Below are 25848 nucleotides of genomic sequence, written 5' to 3'. Positions count from 1 at the left end.
CCACAGAGCGTGGCACCGGTTCGTCGCCGGGGCCAGTGGTTGAGCGGGGTTCCCGGTATGTGGACCGGCGTGGGGCGCGGGTCGATCACCGGCGCGTGGCAGTGGCATCCCGCCCGCAGGGGGTGCGGCGACGGCGGGAACAATGGGCTCAGAGGGGACCGGCCGGAGCCTGCGGCGGTCCTGGACGGAGACGAACGCCGAGTGCGCGCCCGGGGCGCCGCCGCGGTCAGTCACGGCTGGGAGGTAGACGTGGACGACCTGGTCATCCAGATGGATGGCGTCGGTGTCCGGCGAGGCAAGACGACGCTGTTGGCCGACGTGAACTGGTCTGTGGAGCTCGACGAGCGCTGGGTCGTGCTGGGCCCCAACGGCGCGGGCAAGACCACGCTGCTGAAGATGGCCAGCACGGAGATGCACCCGAGCACCGGCACCGTCGACGTCCTCGGCGAGCGGCTCGGCAAGACCAACGTGTTCGACATCCGGCCCTTGATCGGACTGTGCTCGGGCGCGCTGGTCAACCGCGTCCCCGGCCAGGAGTTGGTCCGCGACGTCGTGGTCAGCGCCGGGTACTCGGTGTTCGGGCGCTGGCGCGAGGAGTACGACGCACTGGACACCGATCGCGCCGTTGAGCTGCTCGAGCAGCTCGGTGTCGCGCACCTCGCCGACCGCGATTTCGGCACGCTGTCCGAGGGTGAGCGCAAGCGCGTCATGATCTCCCGCGCGCTGATGACCGATCCCGAGCTGTTGCTGTTCGACGAGCCCGCGGCCGGTCTCGACCTCGGTGGCCGCGAGGACCTCGTCGCCCGCCTGTCGACCCTCGCCATGGACCCGGACGCGCCCGCATCTGTGCTGGTCACACACCACGTCGAAGAGATCCCACCGGGCTTCACCCACTGCCTCCTGCTGCGCGACGGCGGCATCGTTGCCCAGGGGCTGCTCGACGACGTCCTCACCGAGGACAACCTCTCGAAGACCTTCGACCAGAACCTCGAACTGCAGCGAGCGGGTGACAGGTACTTCGCCCGCCGCCGGGCCTGACCTGAGCCCAGGTGCCGGAGGTGCTCTTCTGCACCGCGGCGAGGTCGTCCACGATGTTGAGATCGGTGACACAGCAGATGTGGCGTGGGGCGCGATAGCCTCGCCTGCGGCACGAGCGGTGGTTCGACGAGGAGGTTGCTGCGTGGGCGAGTTCGTCAGGCTTGAGGTCGAAGGCGCGATCGGCACGATCCGGCTGGATCGACCGAAGATGAACGCGCTGAACAGGCAGATCGAGAGCGAGCTGCGGGAAGTGGCGATCGAGGCCGCTGAGCGCGACGACATCCGCGCGGTGATCGTCTACGGCGGTGAGAAGGTCTTCGCGGCAGGCGCGGACATCAAGGAGATGGCTGACATGTCCTACGCGGACATGGCCGCCAAGGAGCAGCGCGGGCTGTCGGATGCGATGAGCCAGGTCGCGGCCATCCCGAAGCCCACGGTCGCGGCGCTGACCGGCTACGCCCTCGGTGGCGGTTTCGAGCTGGCGCTGTCGTGCGACCGGCGGGTCGCCGCTGACGACATCAAGGTGGGCCAGCCGGAGATCCTGCTCGGCGTCATCCCCGGTGCCGGCGGCACCCAGCGGCTGGCGCGGTTGATCGGCCCCAGCAAGGCCAAGGACATCATCTACAGCGGCCGGTTCGTCGAGGCCGAGGAGGCGCTCGCGCTGGGCATGGTCGACGAGACCGTGCCGTCCGCCGATGTCTACGCGACGGCGAAGCGTTGGGCGGAGCAGTTCACCGGTGGCGCGGCGCGGGCCCTGGCGGCGGCGAAGGCCGCGATCGACGGCGGCCTGGACGTGGACCTGGACAACGGTCTGAAGCTCGAAACTCACCTGTTCGCGGGGACGTTCGCGACCGAGGACCAGAAGATCGGCATGAAGTCGTTCATCGAGAACGGCCCCGGCAAGGCGAAGTTCACCGGGCGCTGACCCGGCACTCATCAGCGGAAGCAGTCGTGACGAGCACGCCCCGCCTCTCAGTCCCCGGTTCGTACCGGCCGTTCGCGGTCAGCTCGATCTAGGGGACAGGGTGGGGTACTCGTTCGACGTCGAAGACGTCCTGTTCCTGCGCTCGACGGCGGGCCGTGAGGCCGTCGCCGAGCTCTCCGGCCTGCCGCTGACCGGCAAGTCGCGACTGACCGACGTCGCCGCGGCACGGCGGCAGGTCGGTGACCGGTTCGCCGCCGCGGCGCTGGAAACAGCGGTGTTGCGGCGCAAGGCCGAGTCCAAGCTGGACGACAGCGGTGACTGGCTGCTCACCGATTCCGCGTTGCAGCAGGCCACCGCGAGCGTCGTCGCCCGGCACCGCGCGCAGCGCCTGGCGGGCCGCGACGTGCACGACGTGACCTGCTCGATCGGTGCCGACCTGATCGCCGTGGCCGCTGTCGCCCACCGCAGCGTGGGTTCCGATCTGGACCGGGTCCGGCTGTTGATGGCGCAGCACAACCTGGCTGCGGCTGGTCGCGAGGCGTTGTTGGTGGAGGCCGACGCGCTGCGCCCGGTCACGCGGGACACCGTCGTGGTCGCAGACCCCGCGCGCCGGGACGAAGGTGGCAGGCGCCGCTGGAACCCCGCCGACCTGGTACCGCCGCTGGACGAGCTCATGGCCGTCCACGCCGGGCGCGATCTGGTCGTCAAGTGCGCTCCCGGCCTGGACTTCGCCGCGGTCCCCGACGGGGTCGAGGCCGAGGTGGTGTCGCTGGGCGGGCAGGTCCGGGAGGCCGCGTTGTGGTTCGGCTCCCTGGCCGATCCGACGGCGCGGCGCCGCGCCAGCGTGCTGCGGGCTGATGGCAGTGCCTGGAGCATCACCGATGCCGAGCCGGACGACTGCCCGGCGGAGGACGTGCACGAGTGGATCGTCGATCCGGACGGGGCTGTGGTGCGCGCGGGGCTGGTGCGCCACTACGCCGCGCGTCATGGACTCGTCCAGCTCGATCCGCGCATCGCTTACCTCACCGGTGATGTGCCGCCGCCCGGAGTGCGGGCCTTCCGTGTGCTCGAACACGGCCGGTTCAACGAGAAGGCTCTGCGCACGCTGCTGCGCGGGCACGACGTCGGCCGGCTGGAGATCCTGGTGCGCGGCGTCGACGTGGACCCGGACGCGCTGCGGCGCCGGCTCAAACCCAAGGGGACGAAGGAAGCCAGCGTCGTGATCACCAGGGTCGGGGACCAGGCGATGGCCTACCTGTGCCGGGCCGAGCGCACCTGAGCACTCCAACGCGTGACCGGCGTCACGGAGTGGGTCGGCGGTGGGGCGTCTGCTGTGAGTGCGGCGAAATCGGGAGGCAGTGCCGCAGGGGCCTTCTCTATGCTTGTGCGGAGTATGGGTACGTCGTCTGTGAAATCTCCGCTCGCTGATCTGCGGGAACGTTTGCCCGAGCTGATGCTGCAAGACCAGCGTCGGCTGCGTCGACGCATCGAAGGCGCCCGCAAGATCCGCGACCCCGAGGCGCTGCGGTCGATCACCGCGGAGATCACCGGCGACGTCGAGGCCGCTGAGCTGCGGGTGCAGCGCCGCCGCGACGGCACTCCCGAGATCACCTACCCGGACAGCCTCCCGGTCAGTCAGCGGCGGGACGATCTGCTCGCCGCAATCCGGGACAACCAGGTCGTCATCGTCGCAGGTGAGACCGGGTCGGGTAAGACCACGCAGCTGCCCAAGATGTGCATGGAGCTCGGGCGCGGCGTCAAGGGCGTCATCGGCCACACCCAGCCGCGCAGGCTCGCGGCGCGAACCGTGGCCGAGAGGGTCGCAGAGGAGCTGGGCACCGAGATCGGTGGTGCGATCGGCTACCAGGTGCGGTTCACCGAGCGCACCGGCGACGACACCCTGGTCAAGCTGATGACCGACGGCATCCTGCTCGCAGAGATCCAGCACGACCGGCTGCTGCGCCGGTACGACACGCTGATCATCGACGAGGCGCACGAACGCAGCCTCAACATCGACTTCATCCTCGGTTACCTCAAGCAGCTGCTGCCGCGCCGCCCCGACCTGAAGGTGATCATCACCTCGGCGACGATCGACCCGGAGCGGTTCTCCCGGCACTTCGACGACGCGCCGGTCGTGGAGGTCTCCGGCCGGACCTACCCGGTCGAGGTGCGCTACCGGCCGCTGCTGGAGGACTCCGACGACGAGGAGGAGCCGTCGACGGACGTCCGGGACCAGCCGCAGGCCATCTGCGACGCGGTCCGCGAACTGTGCGCCGAAGGTCCCGGTGACATCCTCGTGTTCCTCAGCGGCGAGCGGGAGATCCGGGACGCCGCCGACGCGCTGGCGCAGCTCGAGCTCCGCGACACCGAGGTGGTGCCGTTGTTCGCGCGGTTGAGCGCCGCCGAGCAGCACCGGGTGTTCCAACGCCATTCCGGTCGCAGGATCGTGCTGTCCACCAACGTTGCGGAGACGTCGCTGACCGTCCCCGGCATCAAGTACGTCATCGACCCCGGCACGGCCCGCATCTCCCGCTACAGCTTCCGCACGAAGGTGCAGCGACTGCCGATCGAACCGATCTCGCAGGCCTCGGCGAACCAGCGGAAGGGCCGGTGCGGCAGGGTTTCCGAGGGCATCTGCGTCCGGCTGTACTCGGAGGAGGACTTCGAGTCCCGGCCGGAGTTCACCGACCCGGAGATCCTGCGCACCCACCTGGCGTCGGTGATCCTGCAGATGACCTCCCTCGGACTCGGTGAGATCGAGTCCTTCCCGTTCCTGGAACCGCCGGACCGCAGGCAGATCACCGACGGCGTCAACCTGCTGCACGAACTCGGCGCGCTGGAGAACACCAAGTCCGCCGACGAGCGCAAGCTCACGCGGATCGGCCGCAGCCTCGCCCAGCTGCCCATCGACCCGCGCCTGGCGCGGATGGTGCTGGAGGCCGAGCGCAACGGCTGCGTGCGCGAGGTGCTGGTGATCGTTGCGGCGCTGTCCATCCAGGACCCGCGCGAACGCCCGGCCGAACACCAGCAGGCCGCCGACCAGAAGCACGCGCGATTCGTCGACAAGGAAGCCGAATCCGACTTCCTCGCTTACCTGCGCCTGTGGGAGCACCTGCGCTCCCAGCAGAAGGAGCTGTCCTCGAACCAGTTCCGCAAGCTCTGCCGCAACGACTTCCTCAACTACCTGCGCGTGCGCGAGTGGCAGGACCTGTTCGGCCAGCTGCGCCAGATGGTCAAGTCGATGGGGATGACGCTGGCGGATCAACCCGCCGACGCCACCCGTGTCCACCAGTCGTTGCTGGCCGGTCTGCTCTCGCACATCGGCCTCAAGGACGTCGAGAAGCGCAACGGCGCGCAGCGGTCCGGCCCGCCCGGGCGAGGCGGCAACGAGTACCAGGGAGCCCGCAACGCGCGGTTCGCGGTGTTCCCCGGTTCGTCTTTGTTCAAGAAACCGCCGCGCTGGGTGATGGCCGCGGAACTGGTCGAGACATCCCGTCTGTGGGCGCGCATCGTCGCCCGGGTCGAGCCGGAGTGGATCGAGCAGCTTGCCGGGCACCTGGTCAAGCGCAACTACAGCGAACCGCACTGGGAGAAGGACCGCGCAGCCGTGGTCGCCACCGAGCGGGTCACCCTCTACGGGGTGCCGCTGGTGGTGGACCGCAAGGTCAACTACGGGCGGATCGATCCCGGGGTCAGCCGTGAGCTGTTCATCCGTCACGCGTTGGTCGAGGGTGATTGGGACACCCGGCACGAGTTCTTCCGCCAGAACCGGGCGTTGCTCGAGGAGGTCGAGGGCCTCGAAGAGCGCGCTCGCCGTCGCGACATCCTGGTCGACGACGAGACGCTGTTCGAGTTCTACGACCAGCGCATCGGCGACGAGGTGGTCTCCGGCAGGCACTTCGACACGTGGTGGAAGAAGACCCGCCGCGATCAGCCCGACCTGCTCAACTTCGAGAAGTCGATGCTGATCAACGAGCGCTCGGCGCAGGTCAGCGATCAGGACTACCCGGACCAGTGGGTCTGCGGGGAGCACCGGCTGAACCTGACCTACCAGTTCGAGCCGGGTGCCGACGCGGACGGCGTCACCGTGCACATCCCGCTGCAGGTGCTCAACCAGATCGACGCCGAGGGCTTCGACTGGCAGATCCCCGGCCTGCGAGAAGAACTGGTGACCACGTTGCTCAAGTCGTTGCCGAAGCAGCTGCGGCGCAACTTCGTGCCTGCTCCGGACTTCGCCAAGGCCGTGCTCTCCCGCGTGGGTCCCGACGACGGGCCGCTGCTGGAGACGTTGCAGCGCAGCCTTCGTCAGCTGACCGGTGTCGAGGTGCCGCGTGCGGAGTGGGATCCGGAGCGGGTTCCCGAGCACCTGAAGATGACCTTCCGCGTGGTGGGCCGCGGCGGGCGCGAGCTCGCCGAGTCCAAGGACCTCGAATCGTTGAAGCTGCGGCTCAAACCCGAAGTGCGCGAGGAGATCTCGTCCGCGGCCGATGACATCGAGCAGGGCGGGCTGCGTTCCTGGAGCTTCGGCGAGCTGCCGCGCACCTTCTCCCAGCAGCGTTCCGGGCATGCAGTGAAGGCGTACCCGGCGTTGGTGGACGAGGGCGAGAGCGTCGCGGTGCGGATGTTCGACACCGAGCAGGAGCAGCGGCGCGCGCTGTGGAACGGCACGCGCCGGTTGCTGCTGCTCAACGTGCCGTCGCCGGCGAAGTCCATCCAGCGCGGCATGAGCGCGACCAGCCGCCTGGTGCTGGGTGGGAGTCAGCACGGCGATCTCGGTTCGGTCCTCGACGACTGCGTGCGCTGCGCCGTGGACAAGTTGATGGCCGACAACGGCGGGCCCGTGTGGGACGGCGACGCCTTCACCTTGCTGGAGGCGAAGGTCCGCGCAGGGTTGGGCGAGTACACCGTGGCCGTGTTGGCGGAGGTCGAGCGGGTTCTGGTCGCCGCCCAGCGGGTCGAGACGGTGCTCGCCGATCGTCCCAAGGGCATGTCGACGGAGTCGTTGGGCGACATCCGGCAGCAGCTGCGAGGTTTGCTGCACCCTGGATTCGTGACCGCGACGGGCTTCGACAGGCTCCGCGACCTGGTCCGCTACCTGGGCGCGATCGAGCAGCGGCTGGACAAGGCGCAGCACCAGCCGCAGCGCGATCGGGAGTGGATGCACCAGGTTGACGAGGTCAGGCAGCGCTACCGGGACATGCTGGCCGCGGTGCCGCAGGGGCGTTCGCCCAGCGCTGCCCTGCTCGACGTGGGTTGGATGATCGAAGAGCTGCGCGTGAGCTTGTTCGCGCAGTCCTTGGGAACTCCGCGACCGGTTTCGGTCAAGCGCGTGCACCGCGCGATGGACAAGCTCCAGGACTGAGCGCCTGGCGTGGGCGCCGCTAGCGCCGCAGCGCGGATGACAGGTCGCGCGCATGATTCCCCCAGGAAACGGAACGGTGCGGATGGTTTTCGTGCCCGAGTGGATCCTTTCGGGCCGGACAACAACGAGTATCCGGACTCGAACACGCGTTCGCACCACTCGAAGGGGTGGAAGGCGGCGGAAGGGTCAGGAGGAGCCGCGAGCGTGGCGCGAGGTGCGGTCTCGTGGGAGGGGCCGCGGAGGGCGATCGCTCGGCGAGTCCGGTCCCCGAGCCGGACTGCGCGGAGGACGAGAACCGCTCAGGGACTGGCGGGCGAGACCGCGATGCCGAGCGCTCCCGGTCCCGTGTGGGCTCCGATGATCGCGGTGGTCTCCTCCAGGGTGACCCGGCGGACCTGCGGCAGCTGCGAGCACAGCGCGTCGAGAACCTGCTTGGCGCGATCGGCGGCCTCGAAGTGCTCCACGCCCACGTCGACCGGCCCCTGGCCCGCCCGCTCCACGGCGGTCATGACGGCCTTGCGCAGCGCGCGCTCCGGTCCGATGGCCTTGTGCAGCTGGTCGATCACGCCGTCCTTCATGATCAGCACCGGTTTGATCGACAGCGCTTCGCCGACCCATGCCTGGGCCCGGCCGATCCGGCCGCTGCGCTGCAGGTGCTCCAGGGTGTCGACGTAGAGCAGCTGCGTGGTGCTGCGAAGGCGGTGCTCCAGGACGTTCATCACGCTGTGCGGCGTGGCCCCCGCTGCGGCGGCCTCGGCGGCGGCGATCACCGGGAAGCCGAGGCTGAGCCCGGTCAACCGCGCATCGACGACGTAGACCGGCACGCCGATTTCCGCCGCGGCGATCCGGGCGGACTGGCAGGTTTGGGACAATCCTTCGGAAATGTGGATCGAGATGATCGCCTCGACGCCGGAAGCCGCAGCGTCCGCGTAGTTCCAGTAGAAGGCCGGCGGCGGGGGTGGGTTGGTGGCGACCGGGACGTTGTTCCGCATTGCCTCGGCCATCTGGGGATGCAGCACCCGGCGCTCGTCGTTCTGTTCATCGCCGACGGTCAGCTCCAACTGCACGATGGAGATCGCCAGCCGGTCGGCCACGTCGAGCGGAACGGAAGCCGTCGAATCGGTCACGATGGCGACGCGTCTTCTCATGGCCGCAAGGCTACTAATACGTAAGGTTCGTTCACATAGGTTCCGGATGACCAGTCCCCACTTTTGCGGCGGCCGATCATCCCCGCAGGGCGAAGGTGAGTACTGTCACGGGTGGGGCCTGGTTGCACCTGGGCTACTGGCAAGTAACATCGTCGGTGGTTGGCATCACTGTGCTTTCCAGCTGAGGACATGGCAAGGTCAACCTAACCCGGACGAAAAGCGCCGGGTCCACAAGCAGAGCCGCTGGAGGACCAGCGAGCGTCATTTGAGTCCGCAGGAGGTCGAAGAGGGCCCATGAACATCGTCGTCCTGGTTAAGCAGGTGCCCGACACGTATTCCGAACGGAAGCTGTCTGCTGCGGATCACACGTTGGACCGCGAGTCGGCGGATGCGGTGTTGGATGAGATCAACGAGCGCGCCGTAGAGGAGGCGCTGTTGATCAAGGAGGCCCAGGGCGGCGAAGTGACCGTCGTGTGCATGGGCCCGGATCGCGCCACGGATGCCATCCGCAAGGCGCTGTCGATGGGTGCGGACAAGGCGGTGCACCTCGCCGACGAGGCGTTGCACGGCACTGACGCCCCCGCCACCGCCAAGGCGCTGGCGAAGGTCATCGGCACCGTCGAGGGAGTCGAGTTGGTCATCGCGGGCAACGAGGCGACCGATGGTCGCTCCGGCGCCGTGCCGGCCATGATCGCCGAGGTGCTGGGCTGGCCGCAGCTGACCTTCGCGCGCAAGGTCTCCACCGACGGTTCGTCGGTGAAGGTGGAGCGCGAGACCGACGCGGGCATCCTGACCGTCGAGTCCGGCCTGCCGGCCGTCGTGTCGGTCACCGAGAAGATCAACGAGCCGCGGTACCCGTCGTTCAAGGGCATCATGGCCGCGAAGAAGAAGCCGGTGAGCGCGCTGTCGCTGGCCGACGCGGGGATCGACGCCTCCGAGGTGGGCCTGGCGGGCGCCGGTTCCCAGGTCGTCGAGTCCGCTCCGAAGCCGCCGAAGTCCGGCGGTGTGAAGGTCACCGACGAGGGAGAGGGCGGCGTGGGAGTCGCCGACTTCCTGGCCGGCGAGAAGCTGCTCTGAGTCGTTCACGGTTTCGAGGAGGCATTGATTCATGGCTGAGGTTCTGGTCCTCGTCGATCACGTGGACGGCGAGGTCAAGAAGGTCACGTACGAGCTGCTGACCGCGGCCCGCCGCATCGGTGAGCCGTCGGCGGTCGTCGTCGGCGAGCCGGGTACCGCGGGCAAGCTGGCCGAGGTGCTGGGCTCCTACGGTGCGGCGAAGGTTTACGCGGCCGAGTCCGCCGAGGCCGCCGAGTACCTGGTGACGCCGCAGGTCGACGTGCTGGCCGCGCTGGCGGGTTCGGCGAACCCGGCGGCGGTGCTGGTGCCGGCGTCGGTCGACGGCAAGGAGATCGCCGGTCGTCTGGCGATCCGCCTGGACACCGGTCTGCTGTCGGAGGTCGTGGACGTCGACGGTGAGGGCGTCGCGTCGCACTCGCTGTTCGGTGGCACCTACGACGCCAAGGCGAAGGTCACCAAGGGCGCCCCGGTGGTCACCGTGCTGCCCGGCTCCATCGAGGCCGAGCAGGCCTCCGGTGCCGCGGCGGTCGAGCAGGTCGAGGTTCCGGCCTCCTCCGGCGCCAAGATCACCGATCGGCAGCCGGCCGAGGCCGGCGACCGTCCCGAGCTCACCGAGGCCAGCATCGTGGTCTCCGGTGGTCGCGGTGTCGGTTCGGCCGAGTCGTTCGAGGTCGTGGAGAAGCTCGCCGACACGCTGGGTGCCGCTGTCGGTGCCTCGCGTGCCGCGGTGGACTCCGGCTACTACCCGCACCAGTTCCAGGTCGGTCAGACCGGTAAGACGGTTTCGCCGCAGCTCTACGTCGCGCTGGGCATCTCCGGCGCGATCCAGCACCGGGCGGGCATGCAGACGTCCAAGACGATCGTCGCGGTGAACAAGGACCCGGAGGCGCCGATCTTCGAGATCGCCGACTACGGCGTCGTGGGTGACCTGTTCAAGGTCGCCCCGCAGCTCACCGAAGAGGTCACCAAGCGCAAGGGCTGACCCTAGGAAGCGAGAAGAGCGGGCCGTGCTAACACTGAGCACGGCCCGCTCCTTCGTCTGCATCAACGCGCCTCGTCACGCCCCTTGCAGGCGAGCTTGTCCGCGCGTTCGTTCTCCGGGTGTCCGGCGTGGCCCTTGACCCACTCCCACTGCACCTCGCCGTGACGGGAGCATTCGGAGTCCAGCCGCTGCCACAGATCGACGTTCTTGACCGGCTTCTTCGCCGAGGTCATCCAGCCGTTGCGCTTCCAGCCGCGCACCCACTCGGTGATGCCCTTGAGCACGTAGGTGCTGTCGGTGTGGACGCGCACCACCGGGATCGGCCGGGTGAGAGCGGCCAACCCCTCGATCACGGCCATCAACTCCATCTTGTTGTTGGTCGTGGTCGGATCCTTGCCGTAGAGCTCCCGCTCGTGGTCGCCATAGCGCAGCACCACGCCCCAGCCGCCTGGGCCGGGATTCCCGCTGCATGCGCCATCGGTGTAGAGGTCGACGCGCTCGATCTGCATGCGCTGAATCTAGCCGCCGCCGGTCGGATGACCGCGCAGCGGCGTGCGCGGAAGGTTCCCGCGCCCACACCGCTGAGGATTCCGGGCGGTTGGGTGGAAGGTTCCCTTGCTCGCTCCGGAGGGTGTCTCAGCAGTGGTGGCAGGGAAGTTCCGGTGCCCGAAGCACGCCTCTGCACGCCTGCTCAGGCCGGCCAGGCGAAGAGACATCTGCTGGGTGCACCACGGCGGGTCTGGTACGACTGCCGCGCCGCTGCTTCACGGCGTGCGTCGGTTGGTGCTGCCGTCCTCCGGCCGACAACCCGTTGTCCCCGCAGCGATTCGTGGAGCGAGGGACCGGGCCTCCCACTTCCCGGCCACGGTTACCGTCGACGGGGTGCACGACATCGTGCGCAGGTTGCTGGACGAGCCGGGATCCGCCCTCAACGCGCGGGCTGCCCCGGCGAGGTGGAAGGTCAGGAAAGCCCCTCTGACGTGCTGCAACGGGCGGTATCGAAGGCCCGGGCGGAGTAGTACGCACCTGGCATTCACCGAAAGTTCCGGCTCCGTGTCATCCGCTGGTGTGTTGGGCGTTCGCTGCGCGGCGATACACCTGGGACATGTCCGAGATGCAGCTGCTGGCCAGCGCCGCACCGAACGCGGCGGCCGACGCCCACTACTCGCTGCTCGTCGCCCGTGATCCCGACGAGGTCCACGCCGCACAACGCCTGCGCTACAAGGTGTTCGCGGAGGAGATGGGCGCCACGGTCAAGGGCGGGGAGCACGGCGTCGACCAGGACTCCTTCGACGACCACTGCGACCACCTGATCGTGCGGGAAGACCGCAGCGGCGAGGTGGTCGGCACCTACCGGATGCTGCCGCCCGACCGCGCCTCGTCCGCCGGAATGCTCTACTCGGAAACCGAATTCGACCTCTCCGCCCTGGACCCGCTGCGCCCGTCGCTGGTGGAGACCGGCCGCTCCTGCGTGCACCCCGACCACCGCAACGGTGCCGTGGTGAGCCTGGTGTGGGCAGGTATCGCCCGCTACATGCTGCTGCACGGGCACACCATGCTCGCCGGCTGCGCCTCGGTGCCGCTGGACGACGGTGGGGTGCAGGCCGCGCACGTGTGGCGAACCGTGTCGGAGAAGCACTACGCGCCGGAGGAGCGCCGGGTGCACCCGCACCAGTCGTGGGAGCCCGGTGAGATCAACGAGCGCTCGACGATCCCGCCACTGCTGCGCGGTTACCTGCGGCTGGGTGCGGAGGTCTGCGGCAAGCCCGCGCACGACCCGGACTTCGGGGTGGCGGACTTCTTCGTGCTGGTCGACCTGGAACGCGCCGATCAGAGATACATGCGGTACTTCCTCGGAGAAGCGGCATGAACCACTCGTGGATGCCGGAGTCGCCGTGCGGGCCGGATTGCCTGCCGCCGCGCGACCCCGGCACCGAGGTCGGCCGGCTGCGGCTGGCCATGCGCATCGGGATCACCGTCGGGCTGCTGCTGATCGGCAGCGCGATGGTGCTCGCGCTGCCCTCGCAGCTGAGGCGGAGGGCGGTGCCGAAGTGGTTTCGGACGTTGTTGCGGGCGTTGGGCATCCGGTTGGAGGTCGACGGGACGCTGACGCCCGGTGGCGGGCTGGTCGTGTGCAACCACGTCTCGTGGTTGGACGTCGTGGCCCTCCAGGTGCTCACGCCGATGAAGATGCTGGCCAAGGTCGAGGTCCGATCGTGGCCGGTGCTGGGTTCGCTGGCCGGGCGGGTCGGGACCGTCTACATCGACCGCGACCGGCTGTCGGCGTTGCCCGGAGCGGTGGCCACGATCGCTGACGAACTCCGGGCGGGTTCGGTGATCGGAACGTTCCCCGAAGGCACCACGTGGTGCGGCTCGGCGAGCGGCCCGTTCCGTCCCGCGGTGTTCCAGGCCGCGTTGGACGCGGGCGCCCGGATGCAGCCGGTGGCGGTGCGCTTCCGCGACGGACGCGGGCGGCTGACCACCGGGGCGGCGTTCCTGGGTGATGCGAGCCTGGCGAGTTCGGTGTTGTCGGTGGCCCGCATGCGCGGTCTCGTGGTGGAGGTCGTGGTGCTGCCGGAACTGACCGGCACCGACCGCAAGACGCTGGCCCGGGAGGCGCAAGCCGCGATCACGCGAGCCACCGGCGCACACAGGGGCCACGACGCACCGGCGGAGGCCATCGCCGCCTGATCGGCCCCGGGCGCCACGACCCGGGCCCCGACTATCAGGCCCCGGGGCGCGAGCGGTCGGCTGCGCCGGGCGGGTGGAAGGACTGGACCTCCACCGGGGTGGAGCCCGCAAGCTGGCGTCGTGGGCATCGTCGACGAAGGCAGCGACCGTTCCGACAGCGCGTTGTGGCACCCGCAGCGCCGCGCGTTCACAGCGGGACTGATCCTGGTCATCACGCTCGTGGCGTTCGAGGCGATGGGACTGGGCACCGCACTGCCCACGATCGTGGCAGATTTCCGCGCACCGCAGTGGTATTCGTGGCCCTTCACCGTGTTCCTGGCCTCCAGCGCCGTGGGAACCGTGATCGGTGGGCGGCTCTCCGACATCCGCGGTGCGGTGCTGCCGCTGCTGGTTGCGCTGCCGTCTTTCGCGGTGGGACTGGTGATCGCCGCTGTCGCGCCGGGCATGGCGGTTCTGCTGCTCGCGCGGGTCGTGCAGGGGCTCAGCGGCGGTGTGCTCATCGTTTCCCTCTACGTGATGATCGCCCGCGTCTACCCAGAGCGGCACCGGCCGGCCGCGTTCGGTGCGCTCTCGGCGGCGTGGGTGGTGCCTGCGCTGGTGGGTCCCTTGATCGCCGGGTTGCTCACCGAGCACGCGAGCTGGCGGTGGGTGTTCGGCGGCCTTGCCCCGCTGGTCTGCCTCGGTGCTGCGCTGTTGGTTCCCACGTTGCGCCGCTTCAGCGCGCCCGGTGCCGATCGCGCTGGGTCCCGGCCGGGGTTGCCGGTGGCCGCGGCGGGTGCGGCGGCCGGTGTCGTGGCGCTGAACTGGGCCGCGCAGCAGGTCTCCTTCCTGTCACTCGTGGTCGTGGTGGCGGGGCTGGTCGTGCTGGTCCCCTCATTGCTCCACCTGCTGCCGCGCGGGACGCTGCGCGCTCGTCCCGGCCTGCCTGTGATGGTGCTCGCGCGCGGCCTGCTCGCGGGACTGTTCTTCACAGCGCAGGCCTTCGTTCCGCTGAGCCTGGCGGTGGTGCACGGTTTCTCCCCGTCGGCGGCCGGGGTCCCGCTGACGGTGGGCTCGGTGGGATGGTCGGTGGGCGCTTTCTGGCAGAGCAGGCAGTGCCTGCTGCGCAGGGAACAGATCGTCGCGGCCGGGTTCGTGCTGGTGGGGGTCGGCGTGTTCGCGCTGGTGTGGGCGCTGCCGGTCTGGGGTGTGCCGTGGCTGGTGTTCGGGGGGTGGTTCGTCGCGGGAATGGGCATGGGAATTTCCGTCGCGACGACGGCGGTCGCCGTTCTGTCACTGTCACCGGAGGCCGACCGCGGGTTCAACTCCTCGGCGCTGCAGATCTCCGACATGCTCGGGCAGGCGCTGCTGGTCGGGGCGGGTGGTGTGGTGGTCAGCGCGTTGGCCGGCGACGGGGCGCCGACCCGGGGTGTGCTGCCGCTGGATCTGATGGTGCTGGTGGCGGTGTTGTCCGCTGCTGTGATGCTGCTCCGGGCAGGCCGGGTCAAACCGGTCTGACCTGCGCGTTCCGTCGGACCGCGAGGGAGGCGGCGGTCGGCTTGCATTACCCTGGATGAGCGATGACTTACCTCGACCACGCCGCTACGACTCCGATGCGGCCCGCAGCGGTGTCCGCGATGAGCGAGGCGTTGACCCGGATCGGCAACGCCTCGTCCCTGCACACCTCGGGTCGGAGGGCGCGGCGGCAGGTCGAGGAGTCCCGCGAGGACATCGCCGACGCCCTGGGGGCCCGGCCTTCGGAGGTCCTGTTCACCGCCGGCGGGACCGAGAGCGACAACCTCGCGGTCAAGGGCATCTTCTGGGCGCGCCGCGCGGCCGATCCGGCTCGTCGTCGAATCCTGGCCTCCACCGTCGAGCACCACGCGGTGCTGGACGCGGTGGAGTGGCTGGCCGAGCACGAGGGCGCCGAGGTCACCTGGTTGGAGGCCGACGCTGCGGGCCGGATCACGCCGGAGGTCTTCGAAGAGGCTCTGACCAGCGCGGATGATGTGGCGCTGGCGACGGTGATGTGGGCGAACAACGAGGTCGGCACCGTCAACCGGATCACCGAGCTCTCCGCGATCGCCGACCGGCACGGGATTCCCCTGCACACCGACGCGGTGCAGGCGGTCGAGGCGCTGCCCGTGGACTTCGCGGCGTCCGGCGCGTCGGCGCTGACCATGACCGGCCACAAGGTCGGTGGTCCCTACGGCGCCGGTGTCCTGCTGCTGTCGCGTGACGTCAAGTGCACGCCGGTGCTGCACGGTGGCGGCCAGGAGCGCGAGGTGCGTTCCGGGACCCTCGACACACCTGGTGTGCTGGGGTTGGCCGCGGCGGTGCGCGAAGCCGTTGAGGCTCGCGAGTCCCACGCGGCGCAGTTGGCGAAGCTGCGGGACGAGATGATCGACGGGGTGCGCGCGGCGGTGCCGGACGTGGTGCTCAACGGCGATCTCGGCGACGAGATCATCGCCGGTGGGCCGTCCCGGCTGCCGGGCAACGCGCACTTCACCTTCCCCGGTTGCGAGGGCGACAGCTTGCTGATGCTGCTGGACGCCAAGGGGATCGAGTGCTCCACCGGGTCGGCCTGCACCGCGGGGGTCTCCGAGCCGAGCCACGTGCTGCTGGCGATGGGCGCCGATCCGAAGGCCGCGCGCGGGTCGCTGCGCTTCTCCCTGGGGCACAGCTCGACCGCGGCCGATGTCAAGGCACTCACCGATGTCATCGGACCGGTGGTGCAACGAGCGCGTAGCGCCGGGTTGGCCGGGTTGCGCCGATCTTCGGCGGCTTCGGCCGCCACGGAGGTGTGAGTCGTGCGAGTGCTGGCAGCCATGAGCGGTGGAGTGGACTCCGCGGTCGCGGCGGCGCGGGCGGTCGCCGCAGGTCACGACGTGGTCGGGGTGCACCTGGCGCTGTCGGCGAAGCCCGGGACGCTGCGCACCGGTGCGCGGGGGTGCTGCACCGTCGAGGATTCTCGCGATGCGCGCCGCGCCGCGGACCTGCTGGGCATCCCGTTCTACGTGTGGGACTTCGCCGAGCGCTTCACCGAGGAGGTCATCGAGACCTTCGTCGGTGAGTACGCGGCCGGCCGCACCCCGAACCCGTGCCTGACCTGCAACGAGAAGATCAAGTTCGAGGCGTTGCTGGAGAAGGCGATGGCGCTGGGCTTCGACGCCGTCTGCACCGGCCACTACGCCCGTCTGTCCATGGTGGACGGTGTTCCGGAGCTGCGGCGCAGCCGCGACGAGGGCAAGGACCAGTCCTACGTGCTCGCGTCGCTGACCTCCGAGCAGTTGCGGCACTCGATGTTCCCGCTCGGTGGTTCGCTGAAGTCGGAAGTCCGGGAGGAGGCCGCCGAGCAGGACCTGGCGGTCGCCAAGAAGCCCGACAGCCACGACATCTGCTTCATCCCGGACGGCGACACCAAGAGCTTCCTGGAGAACAAGCTCGGCCAGGCCCCGGGGCAGCTCGTCGACGAGGAGACCGGCGCGGTGCTCGGTGAGCACACCGGCGTGCACGGGTTCACGATCGGCCAGCGCAAGGGGCTGGGCATCGACGCCCCCGCCGCGGACGGCAAGCCGCGCTACGTCCTGTCCCTCGAACCGGTTTCGGGCACGGTGAAGGTCGGTTCGCGCGAACGCCTCGCGGTCACCGAGATCGACGCGAAGCGCCCGATCTGGCCGTCCGAGCAGCCCCTCGACGGCCCGACCGAGTGCGTCATCCAGGTCCGAGCCCACGGCGGAACGGCCGACGCGGTCGCGGAGTTCGACGGTGAGAACCTCAAGATCCAGCTGCGCCAGGCCCTCCAGGGCGTCGCCCCGGGGCAGGCGGTCGTCCTCTACCGCCCGGACGAAGCGGGAGACCTCGTGCTGGGCAGCGGCATCATCTCCGCCACCCGCTGAATCATCCGGCGAGGAGGTCGGCGATGGCCTCCGGGCGCTCGTCGATGAGGAGGTGGCCGCTGCGGGGGAATGCGGTCAGCTCTTGACCGAGAACGTCCCGGACCCGGTCGGCCAGGGCTCGCGGTGGGTAGTACCTGTCGTGCTCGCCCGCCACGATGACGCGATCAACGGTTCTGGTCGGTGGTGGCGCCGCATTCGGGTCGAGGCTGGTCCGCACGTGCCGGGCGACCAGAGTCATCCAGTCGACGAGTTCGGCCCGCGGCGAGTTGCCCGGTGCGTGCATGGTGGCGAGCAACCGCTCACTGGTTCGCGGACTGCGGCGCAGCATCCACGCGACCGCGGGGACGAGGATGCCGGGTCCGAGCCGCGCCCGGACCAGGCCACCCGGTGAGAGCAGAACCTGCTGCGAAACCCGCGGCGAGTCCCAGGTCAGAACCACCGCGGCCCCCAACGAGTGCCCGATCAGCACGACCTGCTCACCGTCGATGTGATCGAGCACGTCGCCCAGCCACCGCCGGTACCAGGATGCGCGCTGCGCGGCAGGCGGCCGGTTCTCCCCGCTGAGGCCGGGCTGGCCGGGGACGTCGGCCATCACCAGGCGGAATCGTTCGGAGAGAGCGGTCGCGAACGGCGAGCAGCTCGCCGCGTTGAAGTTGGTTCCCGGAACGAACACCGCGGTCCGGTCACCGGATCCCGCCAGAACGAGGTGCGTGCTGTGGCCTCCTGCGGTGATCTTCCTCCGCTCGTGCTCGACCGGCCACGCGTCGAGCCGGTCGAGGCACCAGCCTTCGATGGCTTCCCGGTCTCGGACACTCCGGTAGATGCTCCACATATGCACGTAGTGCCCGGGTTGTTCCAGACCCGTGGGTTCCATCATGGGTCCGTTGCCCAGGGAGACGCGTGAAGCGCGGGTCGTCGGCTCAGCCGCCGGGAGATCCTGGACGCATCGAATCCGCCTGAACACGTCGTCGTACTCGGTGAAGCGGCCCTCCGCGAGGTTTTCGGCGGTCCCGAGGTGATGGCTGAACAGTTGCGATACATGATGAAGGCCGCCGAACGCCCCAACGTCGCGGTTCAGGTGCTGCCGCTCGGTGCGACGGAATGGCATCCAGCCCACGCGGGAATCGTTCTTGCTGTTCGAGTTCGCCGACCAGGATCCGATCGTTCACCTGGAGCACTACCGGACGGGCTGATTGAAAGCGAGTTGCTCTGATGGCGTTACGCGAACCGACGAACTGGCGGAAGTCGTCGCGATCTCACCAGGAGACAGCGTGCGTCGAGGTCGGTTCCGTGGGGTCTGGCGCTGCGGTGCGGTTCGAAGGATCGCGACGCCGGGTACTTCACGACGACCTCGCGGCAGTGGCGATCCTTCGTCGATGCCGTCAAGTCAGGCAGGTTCGAGTTCTGACCGTGCGCTGACAAGCGAGCTGCAAAAGCAGCGCTCCGAATCCCTAGCGCTGCCGCCGTGGTGTTGGGCTCGTGTTGAAGGGCGGTCGGCCGCTGCGATCTTGACAGGTCGGGATAGGCGGCTTGGGGCGTTCGCATGCCCACCTGTGGTTCGTGAAGAACGTTTGTGGAAGTTTGCGGGAAACGACTCCGGGCGATGGGTTGACTCTGAGACTCTTGGCTTCATGGGGGAGGGCGTTGGTGATTGCGCCTTTCCTGATTTCGGCTTTCATCCTGGGGTTATCGACGCGAGTCTGGGGGTTACGTTGCGAGACAGGGCGCTTACTTCGGTACGACAGACGCTGGCTGTCTTCTTGGCTAGCTGCTTGGTGACGTCCGGCGCGAGTATCGCTGCCGCGGAGACCGATGAAGGAGGTTCGGCGGGCGTCATAGGCGATGCGAGTTTGGCTGCGATGGCGCAGGACAGAACCCAAGAGCCGCATCCGTTCCAGCATCAGGGCGACTATGTGCACACTAGCGCGAACAACGTCGATGCCTCTGCGCACGGTTGGTGGACTACACACGACCCGTACTTGCTTGGTAAGACAGGTACGGTGACTGTGGAGCTGCAGTACTTCGGTGCGGATGGGCAGTGGCGTACTGTCGTAACAGGCCCTCCGCGCAGCATTCCGCCGAATCAAACCGCCAAGCGGGCTAACGCTCGAATCCCGTGCAGAACAACGACCCCGCTGGGTGATTGGCGTAGCGTTGTCGATGTGGATATCGACGGTGTAATCGACGATTCGAATGTGCTTATAACTGCGGTTCGGCCGTTACCATGCCATCCATGACGGCATCGAAGACTCTTGGCAACTACCCGGCTTTCATCGTCGGTTTGCACGGTAGGCTGGAGTTGCGCCCGCTGGTGGCGAGTCAGTGGGAGCTCGGCGAGTTCGATGACGTGTACGGGCTGCTGGTCCAGCGCAGTGTTTCACTGGGCGTGGCTGAGTTCGGATCGCGGGCTGATGCGGGAGTCCGCTGGCATCAGCACGAGGCCGGTGGCGATTGGACTCAGGACGGCTCTGTGCGCGAAGCGGCCTGGTTGCAGGCAGGGCTTCTCGACGAGCGCGCGCGAGTGCCTGCTTGGCAAGCGATGATGTGCTTGAACGACGTGCTGAACCGGGTCGGGCGATTTGACCTGCGAGGTGTTCACGCGGTGCTCCCGCTGGGAGCGGACATCCTCGACAACGAGCACTTCGCCACCTCGCACCAGTGGTTCACACGGGTCGGGTGCGGTGACCCGGAAGAACTCGCGGTGTCCGTGCGCGCACCAGCGATGAACGAACTCGATCCGGCCGGTCTCGCGGCCGAGATGGAAACCCGCTCGCTTTCCACGATCGCCGCCGAGGTGCTGGATTCACCCCCGTCGGGGCTGCCGGATCCTGCCGCGTTCGAGGGGAGGTGGCATCTGGGCGACGATGTCGCGGAAACCAACCTCAGCTGCCGCGTTCCGGAGTGGTCTCTGGACATGGCCGGTTTCACCGCCGACCTGGTGTCGGATGCGGCACGAGCCTGCGGCGTCCGAGCCCCGACCGCGGTCTCGATTTTCCACTTGGCGGGGGCATGAGCAGCAGGACAAGACCGACGGGTTGGCGAAAGTTTTGTGGTCGGGCTAGGAATCCGCGTGCGTCGAAGTCGGTTCCGTGGGTTCCGGTGCTGCGGTGCGGGATTCGAAGGATCGCGACGCCGGGTACTTCACGACAACCTCGCGGCAGTGGCGATCCTTCGTCGGTGCCCTGAAGTCCGGCAGGTTCGAGCGCTGACGGTGCTCTGAACGCATCGTTTTGATCGAAACCACTCCCGTGCGCGCTCCGCGCTACTTAACCTTTGATCTTGAGGCTTGGGCCCCGAAGATCGGAGTGACATGGACGGGAACATCCTCGATCCGGATGGCGCGCACGAGCGTCTGGCTGCGTGGAAGGGCCGGATCGACAAGCTGGCCGCCGACACCCAGGCGATGAGCGAGCAGCTCAAGGAAGTCCGGGTCACCGCGACGGATCCGGGCGGGCTCGTCGAGGTGACCATCGACTCCGCCGGTGCTCTGGCGGACATCAAGCTGACCGGCAAGATCAAGAGCAGCGACCCGGCCGCGGTCTCCAGCGCCATCATGGCGACCTTCGCCGAGGCGAAGAACCAGCTGGCCCAACGCTCCCAAGAGATCATCGCCGGCACCATGGGCACGGATTCCGCCGCGGCACGTGCGATCGCCGACAGCGTCGGTGCGCAGCTGACCACCGGCCAGGAACCCGCCCCGGCGCAGCCCCCCGACGACGAGGACAACGAGAACCGGTCGTTCATGGAGAAGTGGTAGCCGTGGGCGACGGCTACACCGTCAACGCCGAGCAAATCCGAGCCCACGCCGCCAAGGTCGAGGAGGTCCAAGCCCGCTTCGACGCGGTGAAGTCCGCCAGCGCGCACATCGCGCAGGACGACCAGGCGTACGGCCTGCTGTGCGGGTGGATCTCCGGGATTCTCGAAGACCGTCACGCGAGGCAGGACGAGCTGCTGTCGTACGTGGCCGAAAACCTCTCACTCGCCGCGGAATCCTTGCGCGCCGCCGCGGACGACTACCAGGGCATGGACGAGGACCACGCGGCGCAGATCAAGTCGTCCGGCGGAGGTATGCCGTGAGTGACAACTCGCTGGTCGCACCGGTCGAATCGACCCGCAAGCCCTGGACCGGTTCGAGCATGGCCGAGAGCGTCGAAGGCCTGGTCACGGCGATCAAGAGCGAAGGCTGGGTCGACGACGCGCTGGCCGGAGTCGGAGCCGGCCTGGAGGTCGCCTCCGCTGTCCTGGACCCGTTCAGCGCGTTGCTGTCCAACGGGCTGGGTTGGGCGATGGAGTACTTCGAGCCGCTGCGCGAGATGCTCGACGAGCTCACCGGCATGCCTGACGTGGTCCGCTCCCACGCGGCGACCTGGAACAACATGGCCACCGAGCTGGCCTCCATGGCCGAGGACCTCAAGTCGAGCCTGGAGAGCGACCTCGGCGAGTGGAAGGGCGTCGCCTCCGACGCCTACCAGCAGATGATGGGCAACAACGTGCAGGCCATCGGCGGCCTGGCCGCGATCTCGGCCGCGTTGTCCTCGGCGACCGAAGGCGCGGGCGGCCTGGTGGAGATGACCCGCGAACTCGTCCGCGACCTCATCGCCGACCTCGTCGCCCGGGTGATCGTCTGGGCCGTGGAGGCCGTGTTCGTGGTGACGATCCCGGTGGTGGCGGCGCAGATCGTCTCCGCGGTGGCCAAGTGGGCCGGGCGGATCTTCACCTACATCACCGGTCTGATCACGAGCCTGACCAACCTCACCAAGCTGCTCAACGGATGAGGGGAATCCGTGGCGAAGACCAAAGGCCCTGGTGGCACGTCGAAACCGGACGGGGACGCCGGTTCCAGCAGGCCACCGCAGCGTGTCGGCAGCGTCGACGCGAGCAAGAGCGTTTCCAGCGCTCAGGACGCCACCCACCAGTTCGCCCAGGGTGGACGGGCGGGGGCCAACGGCAGCTCCACCAACCCGGCGGGCGCCCACACGCCGCCCCCGGCGCGCACCGACCAGGCCGGGAGCACGCCGAGCGGCAAGACCGACGACGGTGGGCTGCAAGACCGGAGCCCGGACCCGCAGAAGCCGACGACCGACGCCGACAAGCGCCACACCGAAGGCGATCCGATCGACGTCGCCAGCGGCGAGATGATCCTGCAGCAGACCGACGTCGAGCTGCAGGGAGTGCTCCCGCTCGTGCTGATGCGGACGCACCTGTCGTCGTACCGCGTCGGCCTGCGCTTCGGGACGTCTTGGACATCGACGCTGGATCAGCGACTGGAGTTCGGCAGCTCGGGCGTGTCCTTCGCCGTCGAGGACGGGAAGCTGCTGCTGGCTCCGACGCCCGCGGTCGGTGCCACCGTGCGGTTCGCCGGTTCCCAGCACGAACTCACCCGCGCGGAAGACGGCGGCTACATCCTCACCGAGTTCGACAGCGGCCGGAAACTGCTGTTCGCGCCTGGTGGCGAGGTCTTGCCGCTGGCCGCGATCGTGGCGCGCAACGGGGACCGGGTCGACATCGACCACGACGAGACCGGAACTCCCGTCGAGGTCAGGCACTCCGGCGGCTACCGAATCCGCGTCGAATCCGACGACGGCCTGATCACCGGCCTGCACCTGCGCGAAGCCGACCACGGCAGCGACGTGCTGCTCATGCGCTACGCCTACGAAGACCGCAGACTCACCGAGGTCATCAACGCCTCCGGACAACCGATGCGGTTCAGCTACGACAGCGACGGGCGCATCACCAGCTGGACCGACCGCAACGACAAGTGGTACCGCTTCAGCTACAACGCCGAAGGCCGTGTCGTCGCAGGTGAGGGCTCCGGCGGATCCCTCAGCGGCACCATGGAGTACGACCGCGAGAACCGGATTACCCGCTGGACCAACTCGCAGGGCGCCAACACCACCTACCACCTCAACGAAGCCGGCCAGACGATCCGCGCGATCGACGCGCAGGGCGGCGAAACGCTGTCGGAGTGGGACGAGTTCGACCGGCTGCTCTCCCGGACCGACCCCCTCGGCCGCACGGTCCGCTACGACTACGACGAGGAGGGAAACCTCGTCGCGGTGACTCGGCCGGACGGCACCCAAGCTCGGTTCGAGTACGGCGACCTGCGGCTTCCCATCACGATCACCGCGCCGGACGGTTCCGTGTCGCGCCGCGAGTACGACGAGCGCGGCAACGTCACCAAGGCCATCGACCCGGCCGGGGCCGTCACCGGCTACGCCTACGACGAGAAAGGGCACCTTTCGCGCATCACCGACGCGATGGGACACGTTCAACACGTCGAGACCGATGCGGCGGGGCTTCCCGTCGCACTCACCGACCCGCTCGGAGCGAGGACGCTTTTCACCCGCGACGCGTTCGGCCGGGTCTCGGAGATGACCGACCCACTCGGTGGCGTCACCCGGTTCGGCTGGACCGTCGACGGCAAACCCGCGTGGCGAACCCTCCCCGACGGGGCCACCGAGCGGTGGATCTACGACGGTGAAGGGAACCTTCGTTCGCACGTCGACGCGCTCGGGCAGGAAACGCGCACCGACGTGACGCACTTCGACCTGCCCTCGGCCGAGACCCGACCCGACGGCACGCGCCTGCAGTTCGGCTACGACACCGAACTCCGCCTGGTCAGCGTCACCAACGAGCTCGGCGCGGTGTGGCGCTACGACTACGACGCCGTCGGCAACCTCGTGCGCGAAACCGACTTCAACGGTCGCGTCGTCGCCTACCAGCACGACGCCGCCGGGCAGCTGATCACGCGCACCAACGGTGCGGGCGAGATGACCTACTTCGCCCGCGACGCCCTCGGCAACGTCATCGAACGCCGCAGCGGCACGACCACCTCGACCTTCACGTTCGACCCGCTCGGGCGCCTGACCGAAGCGATGGACGGTGACACGCAGGTCACCTTCCACCGCGACCCGATGGGACGAGTCCTCGCCGAGTCCATCAACGGGCGCACCGTCGCCTCGGCCTACGACGCGCTCGGCCGCAGGGTTCACCGCCGCACGCCCTCGGGTGCGGAGAGCGTCTGGGAGTACGACGGGAACAGTCGTCCCACCACGTTGCGCACCGCGGGGCGAACGCTGCGGTTCGGCTACGACAGCGCGGGCAACGAGACCCAGCGCCAACTCGGCCCGCAGGCGGTCCTGGCGCAGGCGTGGGACGCCAACCACCAGCTGCTGTCGCAAACGATCACCGGCGCCGCCGGCCGCGAGATCCAGCGACGCGGCTACACCTACCGCGCCGACGGCTACCTGACCGGACTAGACGACAAGCTCACCGGACCGCGCACGTTCGAACTCGACCGAGCAGGACGCGTCACCGCGGTCACCGGCACCGGCTGGACCGAGCGCTACGCCTACGACGCGGCAGGGAGCCTCGCACACGCCTCGTGGCCCACGCCCGACGCCGAGGAGATCGGCGACCGCGAGTACAGCGGCACCCTCATCCGCCGGGCGGGAAACGTCCGCTACGAGCACGACGCCCAAGGACGCGTCGTGCTCCGCCAGCGCAAGCGCCTGTCCCGCAAACCCGAGACCTGGCGCTACTTCTGGGACTCAGAGGACCGCCTGGTCGAAGTCCTCACGCCCGACGGCACCCGCTGGCGCTACCGCTACGACCCGCTCGGCCGCCGCGTCGCCAAGCAACGCCTCACCCCCGAGGGGTCGGGTGTGGCCGAGCAGATCGAGTTCACCTGGGACGGCACGGTCCTGGCCGAGCAGGCCCACACCGACGGCGCGCTCAACGGTCCGCAGCTCGGCGACCGCCGCGTCACCGTCTGGGACTACGAGCCGGGAACCTTCCGCCCACTCATCCAGGCGGAACGCTCCCAACTCCGCAACGCACCCCAGCAATGGGTCGACGAGCAGTTCTACTCCATCGTCACCGACCTCGTCGGCACACCGACGGAACTGGTCAACGACCAAGGCGGAATCGCCTGGTTCCACAGGACGACCCTCTGGGGCGTCACCACGGACCAGAGCCGGACGGGGGCGTACACACCCCTGCGGTTCCCGGGGCAGTACGCCGACCCGGAGACAGGGTTCAACTACAACTACCAGCGGCATTACGACCCGATCAGCGGCCGATACGGAAGCTCAGATCCTCTGGGCTTGGCCGGAGGGTTCGGCCCGCACTCTTATGTGAGTAATCCACATCGCCTGGTCGATCCGCTCGGGCTGATGGACTGCAGGTCGGGTCGTCCCGATCATTTCGAAAGGGCCATAGAGAACCACGCTGAATTCAATAGTATCGAAGAGGCGAGAAATGCGGCGATCCAGTATTCTGGGTTAATTGGAGACACGGTCCCGCACGTTCAAAAGCTTGGTCCGTGGGCAGGCTTCAATTCAGGGGAGATGTCGCCTGATGGCAAGCGGGGATGGCGGCTTGACTGGGATGAGAATAAGGGCGTCCACGTAAACTGGTGGGACCACACAGGTGGAAGAAAGAGGCCAAACTGGTGGTACGGATCGAACAACGTTCCCTCGGCTACGTACGATGGCTATATGGGTGCACTCGAAACGTTGAATTAGCGACGAAGCCTCTGGAGTTGGTATAAATGAGTTCGGATCAGGGCAAAGTTGCTGTCTCTAATGCTCTTCACGAACGTACCTTGGACCTTCCTTGGGCGAATTCGGGAATGCATGTCCTTTGGGAGCTTGTTCCGCATGTGGAGGTAGACCTCTCTTCTGAGGGTGACGTGAGATCTGCACTTGAAGGTATCGAAGGTGTAGGAATGCTCTCGCATGAGTCAG

Annotated in this window: 21 protein-coding genes and 1 pseudogene; 19 read left to right on the top strand and 3 right to left on the bottom strand. The window is 68.4% G+C overall.

The genetic code is table 11. From position 1 onward, the window contains the following. The first annotated feature begins 270 nt into the window (after positions 1 to 270). The 4 genes from E1161_RS01645 to hrpA all read left to right on the top strand — a co-directional run bounded on the left by E1161_RS01645 (position 271) and on the right by hrpA (position 7325). On the top strand, positions 271 to 1038 hold the full coding sequence (locus tag E1161_RS01645; protein ID WP_165939661.1) for an ABC transporter ATP-binding protein: 768 nt from the start codon (positions 271 to 273) through the stop codon (positions 1036 to 1038). 142 nt (positions 1039 to 1180) lie between these two features. Further along, positions 1181 to 1963 carry an enoyl-CoA hydratase/isomerase family protein gene (locus E1161_RS01640; protein WP_132618795.1) on the top strand — a complete coding sequence of 261 codons (783 nt, stop codon included), beginning with the start codon at positions 1181 to 1183 and terminating at the stop codon, positions 1961 to 1963. Positions 1964 to 2063: 100 nt separating this feature from the next. Further along, positions 2064 to 3242 (top strand): THUMP-like domain-containing protein, encoded by a 1179-nt coding sequence (locus tag E1161_RS01635; RefSeq protein WP_132618793.1) that lies wholly within the window; start codon positions 2064 to 2066, stop codon positions 3240 to 3242. A 174-nt stretch (positions 3243 to 3416) separates the two neighbouring features. Beyond that, positions 3417 to 7325, top strand: a complete 3909-nt coding sequence (hrpA, locus tag E1161_RS01630; RefSeq protein WP_235874709.1) for an ATP-dependent RNA helicase HrpA — start codon at positions 3417 to 3419, stop codon at positions 7323 to 7325. 299 nt (positions 7326 to 7624) lie between these two features. Here the strand turns inward: hrpA and E1161_RS01625 are convergent, their stop codons facing one another. Then, on the bottom strand, positions 7625 to 8473 hold the full coding sequence (locus E1161_RS01625; RefSeq protein ID WP_132618789.1) for a DegV family protein: 849 nt from the start codon (positions 8471 to 8473) through the stop codon (positions 7625 to 7627). A gap of 294 nt (positions 8474 to 8767) precedes the next feature. Between E1161_RS01625 and E1161_RS01620 the strand changes: the two genes are divergently transcribed. Continuing rightward, the gene (locus tag E1161_RS01620) at positions 8768 to 9550 is read left to right on the top strand and encodes an electron transfer flavoprotein subunit beta/FixA family protein (protein WP_132618787.1); all 783 of its coding nucleotides are present in this window, start codon (positions 8768 to 8770) and stop codon (positions 9548 to 9550) included. Between the two features lie 31 nt (positions 9551 to 9581). Beyond that, positions 9582 to 10532 carry an electron transfer flavoprotein subunit alpha/FixB family protein gene (locus E1161_RS01615; RefSeq protein ID WP_132618785.1) on the top strand — a complete coding sequence of 317 codons (951 nt, stop codon included), beginning with the start codon at positions 9582 to 9584 and terminating at the stop codon, positions 10530 to 10532. Between the two features lie 62 nt (positions 10533 to 10594). Here E1161_RS01615 and rnhA read toward each other — a convergent pair whose 3' ends face one another. Then, positions 10595 to 11041, bottom strand: a complete 447-nt coding sequence (gene rnhA / locus E1161_RS01610; RefSeq protein WP_132618783.1) for a ribonuclease HI — start codon at positions 11039 to 11041, stop codon at positions 10595 to 10597. Between the two features lie 596 nt (positions 11042 to 11637). Between rnhA and E1161_RS01605 the strand changes: the two genes are divergently transcribed. The 5 genes from E1161_RS01605 to mnmA all read left to right on the top strand — a co-directional run bounded on the left by E1161_RS01605 (position 11638) and on the right by mnmA (position 17101). Beyond that, positions 11638 to 12402 carry a GNAT family N-acetyltransferase gene (locus E1161_RS01605; RefSeq protein ID WP_132618781.1) on the top strand — a complete coding sequence of 255 codons (765 nt, stop codon included), beginning with the start codon at positions 11638 to 11640 and terminating at the stop codon, positions 12400 to 12402. After that, on the top strand, positions 12399 to 13223 hold the full coding sequence (locus E1161_RS01600) for a lysophospholipid acyltransferase family protein (protein ID WP_207920048.1): 825 nt from the start codon (positions 12399 to 12401) through the stop codon (positions 13221 to 13223). The genes E1161_RS01605 and E1161_RS01600 overlap by 4 nt, the downstream gene beginning before the upstream one ends. 120 nt (positions 13224 to 13343) lie before the next feature. After that, complete coding sequence (locus E1161_RS01595; RefSeq protein ID WP_235874708.1) at positions 13344 to 14720, top strand: MFS transporter; 1377 nt, start codon at positions 13344 to 13346, stop codon at positions 14718 to 14720. Positions 14721 to 14782: 62 nt separating this feature from the next. Next, positions 14783 to 16009, top strand: coding sequence for a cysteine desulfurase family protein (locus E1161_RS01590; RefSeq protein WP_132618779.1), 1227 nt, complete (start codon positions 14783 to 14785; stop codon positions 16007 to 16009). A 3-nt stretch (positions 16010 to 16012) separates the two neighbouring features. Next, positions 16013 to 17101 (top strand): tRNA 2-thiouridine(34) synthase MnmA, encoded by a 1089-nt coding sequence (mnmA, locus tag E1161_RS01585; RefSeq protein WP_132618777.1) that lies wholly within the window; start codon positions 16013 to 16015, stop codon positions 17099 to 17101. A gap of 1 nt (position 17102) precedes the next feature. Here the strand turns inward: mnmA and E1161_RS01580 are convergent, their stop codons facing one another. Beyond that, complete coding sequence (locus tag E1161_RS01580; protein WP_235874707.1) at positions 17103 to 17978, bottom strand: alpha/beta fold hydrolase; 876 nt, start codon at positions 17976 to 17978, stop codon at positions 17103 to 17105. 51 nt (positions 17979 to 18029) lie between these two features. On the opposite strand from E1161_RS01580, the pseudogene E1161_RS01575 reads away from it, so the two are divergent. The 8 genes and pseudogenes from E1161_RS01575 to E1161_RS01540 form a co-directional block, all read left to right on the top strand. Beyond that, positions 18030 to 18314 (top strand): annotated as a pseudogene (locus E1161_RS01575) (Scr1 family TA system antitoxin-like transcriptional regulator); the annotation flags it as partial. Beyond that, positions 18314 to 18520: a DUF397 domain-containing protein gene (locus tag E1161_RS01570; protein ID WP_408011925.1), complete on the top strand. Its 207-nt coding sequence runs from the start codon at positions 18314 to 18316 to the stop codon at positions 18518 to 18520. The pseudogene E1161_RS01575 and the gene E1161_RS01570, both read left to right, overlap by 1 nt. 814 nt (positions 18521 to 19334) lie before the next feature. Beyond that, a complete protein-coding gene (locus E1161_RS01565) occupies positions 19335 to 20114 on the top strand; it encodes a hypothetical protein (protein ID WP_132618773.1) in 780 nt (259 codons plus the stop codon). 76 nt (positions 20115 to 20190) lie between these two features. Next, entirely contained in the window at positions 20191 to 20310 is a 120-nt protein-coding gene (locus E1161_RS28485) for a DUF397 domain-containing protein (RefSeq protein ID WP_132618771.1), read from the top strand. Positions 20311 to 20411: 101 nt separating this feature from the next. Further along, positions 20412 to 20858 (top strand): YbaB/EbfC family nucleoid-associated protein, encoded by a 447-nt coding sequence (locus tag E1161_RS01555; protein ID WP_132618769.1) that lies wholly within the window; start codon positions 20412 to 20414, stop codon positions 20856 to 20858. Next, positions 20852 to 21178 carry a type VII secretion target gene (locus E1161_RS01550; RefSeq protein WP_328591199.1) on the top strand — a complete coding sequence of 109 codons (327 nt, stop codon included), beginning with the start codon at positions 20852 to 20854 and terminating at the stop codon, positions 21176 to 21178. The genes E1161_RS01555 and E1161_RS01550 overlap by 7 nt, the downstream gene beginning before the upstream one ends. After that, the gene (locus tag E1161_RS01545) at positions 21175 to 21876 is read left to right on the top strand and encodes a WXG100 family type VII secretion target (protein ID WP_132618767.1); all 702 of its coding nucleotides are present in this window, start codon (positions 21175 to 21177) and stop codon (positions 21874 to 21876) included. Before E1161_RS01550 ends, E1161_RS01545 begins: the two co-directional genes overlap by 4 nt. Positions 21877 to 21885: 9 nt before the next feature. Further along, on the top strand, positions 21886 to 25626 hold the full coding sequence (locus E1161_RS01540; protein ID WP_132618765.1) for a DUF6531 domain-containing protein: 3741 nt from the start codon (positions 21886 to 21888) through the stop codon (positions 25624 to 25626). The last annotated feature ends 222 nt before the right edge of the window (positions 25627 to 25848 follow it).

Origin of the sequence: Saccharopolyspora aridisoli, assembly GCF_004348445.1 — a bacterium.
Classification (GTDB): domain Bacteria; phylum Actinomycetota; class Actinomycetes; order Mycobacteriales; family Pseudonocardiaceae; genus Saccharopolyspora; species Saccharopolyspora aridisoli.
Note: the sequence above shows the minus strand (reverse complement) of the source record. Positions and strands in the feature narration are given on the sequence as shown.

Bases quoted from the DNA above. Each gene is read 5' to 3' on its own strand.
- E1161_RS01565 (WP_132618773.1), top strand. From the start codon at position 19,335: ATGACGGCATCGAAGACTCTTGGCAACTACCCGGCTTTCATCGTCGGT.
- E1161_RS01625 (WP_132618789.1), bottom strand. From the start codon at position 8,473: ATGAGAAGACGCGTCGCCATCGTGACCGATTCGACGGCTTCCGTTCCG.
- hrpA (WP_235874709.1), top strand. From the start codon at position 3,417: ATGCTGCAAGACCAGCGTCGGCTGCGTCGACGCATCGAAGGCGCCCGC.
- E1161_RS01615 (WP_132618785.1), top strand. From the start codon at position 9,582: ATGGCTGAGGTTCTGGTCCTCGTCGATCACGTGGACGGCGAGGTCAAG.
- E1161_RS01645 (WP_165939661.1), top strand. From the start codon at position 271: ATGGATGGCGTCGGTGTCCGGCGAGGCAAGACGACGCTGTTGGCCGAC.
- E1161_RS01570 (WP_408011925.1), top strand. From the start codon at position 18,314: ATGGCGTTACGCGAACCGACGAACTGGCGGAAGTCGTCGCGATCTCAC.
- rnhA (WP_132618783.1), bottom strand. From the start codon at position 11,041: ATGCAGATCGAGCGCGTCGACCTCTACACCGATGGCGCATGCAGCGGG.
- E1161_RS01590 (WP_132618779.1), top strand. From the start codon at position 14,783: ATGACTTACCTCGACCACGCCGCTACGACTCCGATGCGGCCCGCAGCG.
- E1161_RS01555 (WP_132618769.1), top strand. From the start codon at position 20,412: ATGGACGGGAACATCCTCGATCCGGATGGCGCGCACGAGCGTCTGGCT.
- E1161_RS01580 (WP_235874707.1), bottom strand. From the start codon at position 17,978: ATGATGGAACCCACGGGTCTGGAACAACCCGGGCACTACGTGCATATG.
- E1161_RS01605 (WP_132618781.1), top strand. From the start codon at position 11,638: ATGTCCGAGATGCAGCTGCTGGCCAGCGCCGCACCGAACGCGGCGGCC.
- E1161_RS01620 (WP_132618787.1), top strand. From the start codon at position 8,768: ATGAACATCGTCGTCCTGGTTAAGCAGGTGCCCGACACGTATTCCGAA.
- E1161_RS01600 (WP_207920048.1), top strand. From the start codon at position 12,399: ATGAACCACTCGTGGATGCCGGAGTCGCCGTGCGGGCCGGATTGCCTG.